Source organism: Streptomyces sp. YGL11-2 (assembly GCF_050054615.1).
Lineage (GTDB): Bacteria > Actinomycetota > Actinomycetes > Streptomycetales > Streptomycetaceae > Streptomyces.
The window spans coordinates 1-2,015 of sequence record NZ_JBNHIN010000138.1 but is presented as its reverse complement, the minus strand read 5'-3'; the positions used below and the strand labels follow the sequence as shown (position 1 = coordinate 2,015).

The 2,015-nt window shown below is 69.6% G+C and carries 2 protein-coding genes and 2 pseudogenes; 2 read left to right on the top strand and 2 right to left on the bottom strand.

Annotated features, from left to right (window positions below; genetic code table 11):
• Nucleotides 1-394, bottom strand: a pseudogene (locus ACO1BR_RS43985) (DUF3631 domain-containing protein); the annotation flags it as partial.
• Nucleotides 395-731: 337 nt separating this feature from the next.
• Nucleotides 732-962 (bottom strand): hypothetical protein, encoded by a 231-nt coding sequence (locus ACO1BR_RS43980; RefSeq protein ID WP_426800731.1) that lies wholly within the window; start codon nt 960-962, stop codon nt 732-734.
• 96 nt (nt 963-1,058) lie between these two features.
• Here ACO1BR_RS43980 and ACO1BR_RS43975 point away from each other — a divergent pair, with 96 nt between their 5' ends.
• On the top strand, nt 1,059-1,739 hold the full coding sequence (locus ACO1BR_RS43975) for a helix-turn-helix domain-containing protein (RefSeq protein ID WP_426800730.1): 681 nt from the start codon (nt 1,059-1,061) through the stop codon (nt 1,737-1,739).
• Nucleotides 1,736-2,015 (top strand): annotated as a pseudogene (locus ACO1BR_RS43970) (site-specific integrase); the annotation flags it as partial. The gene ACO1BR_RS43975 and the pseudogene ACO1BR_RS43970, both read left to right, overlap by 4 nt.

The following is a 2,015-nucleotide window of genomic DNA, read 5'->3' as shown; positions in this document are numbered from 1 at the left end:
CCAGCAGCCGCGACTTCCCGCACCGCTTCTCCGGCGCGACGATCGCCAGGCGCGGCGCGTGCTGCCACGCACGCTGCAGGTGCGTCGCCGCGACCCACAACGTCACCGTCGTGAGCGCCTCCTCACTCGGCATCACCACGTACCGCGCGATCTGCGCCCGCAGGGCGGCCAGCACCTGCTCGCCCTGGCGCAGAGGGCCGACGAACGTGCCGGTACTCGCCGGCCGCGGCTTCGGGACGGACGGCTTCTGGGCCGCGTCACCTCCCGATGACGTCTCGTCTCCCTCACCGGCTCGCTCGCCGGTCAGGTGGGCACCCGGCTTCCCGGGAATCGCGGCCACCGACCCATTCATCTCGCCGGTCTGGGAATGTGCGTCGGGTGTCGTAGGTTGCACAGGGCAGCTCCTCTTCTGCGGCGCCGGGCATGCCGGCTCAGCGCACGCGGGTCGTTCGGTGGATACGGGCGGTGGGAGGGTGCTGAGCCTCCGGCGTTGCCTCGCCGGGGGCTCGCTTTATCTCGTGGCGGTACATCCGGGTTGTTCCGTGTCGGAACACGCGGGGCGTTCCGCGGCGGAACACGCGGGGCGTTCCGCGGCGGAACACGCGGGGCGTTCCGCGGCGGAACACGCGGGGCGTTCCGCGGCGGAACACGGACAGTACGTCCACCCCCTGACACAGTCCAGCGATTCTGTGTCAGCTCAGCGCAGACACGTCTGCTACGGTGCCCCGCCTTCACGCCGCCAGACCCAGCAGGTCCAGCAGGTCCGCCGTCACCACGCGGTAGGCGTTGCCCAGCCGCAGCACCCGGCACGGGTACTCGCCCCGCTTCGCCAACGCATAGCCCTTGCTCCGCCCCAACCCGAGTGCCCGGTTGCCCGTCTCCAGGTCAACGGCTGCGGGGAGGGCCAGAAGCTCTTCCCGACTCATCCCCTTCGGCCGTCCGGTCGTGGTGTCTTCGCGCATGCGGTGCGCCCCTTTCGGTACAGCCGTCGGCGAACGTGGGCGCCACGTTCGGCTCCAGGCGTGTACCTACCAGGATGACGAAGCTAATGTGTCTACATGACACAACGTGGTTTCGATGATGAAGAGGACGACTTCCCGGAGTGGGTGGATCGGATCAAAGCCAACGTGGCCGGCGAAGTCCGGCGGAGGAGAAAGGAGATGGGATGGAGCGCGCAGGACTTGGCGGACCGGTGCGAGCAGCTCGGGCATCCCATCCCGCGCAACGTGATCGCCAACATGGAGTCCGGCCGCCGGGCCAACCTCCCGCTGGTGGACGTCATGGTCCTGGCCGCCGCCCTGGAGACGTACCCGGCCTGCCTGATCTTCCCGGTTGGCTACGTGGAGGAGACGCAGGAACTCCCCTTCCAGCACCTCGTCCCCACCTGGGAAGCCCTGCGCCGCTTCACCGGCGAGCAGGAGGTACCCGGGTACGACGCGGGTCTGGTCCCCGACTTCGAGCTTCACGCCAGCCTCGTGCGCACCGCCCTGGCCGCGCTCGAAGAAGAGGAGCAGGCCCGGTTCGCCGCGAAGACCGCGACCGGCCGCGCCCAGCAGGAGGAAGCCGAGCGCAGGCGGACCAAGTACGCCGACCAGGCCATCTCCGCCAAGTACAACCTCCGCTACCTCCGTCGGGACATCCGCGACGAAGGAGCCACCCCACCCGATCTGCCACCCGCGCTGGGCGACGTCGACCCACCCGAACCGGATACCGAAACCACCCCGGAGGAACGCCCTTGAAGGGCTCCACGCACCGCCGGTGCTACTGCCGCGACCCCAAGACCGGCAAACCGCTCGGCAAGACCTGCCCGAAGCTCTCCAACCGGAAGCACGGCTCGTACTCCATACGCCAGGAACTCCCGCCCCGCGAGAACGGCACCCGCCGCTCCTTCAGCCGCGCCGGCTACGAGACCCTGAAGGCCGCCCAGGCCGACCTCGACCACATACGCGCGCTCCTCGGGCTCGCCGACGCCGACGACCCCGAGGGGCTGGCACAGATCGCCGAACTCTTGGAGA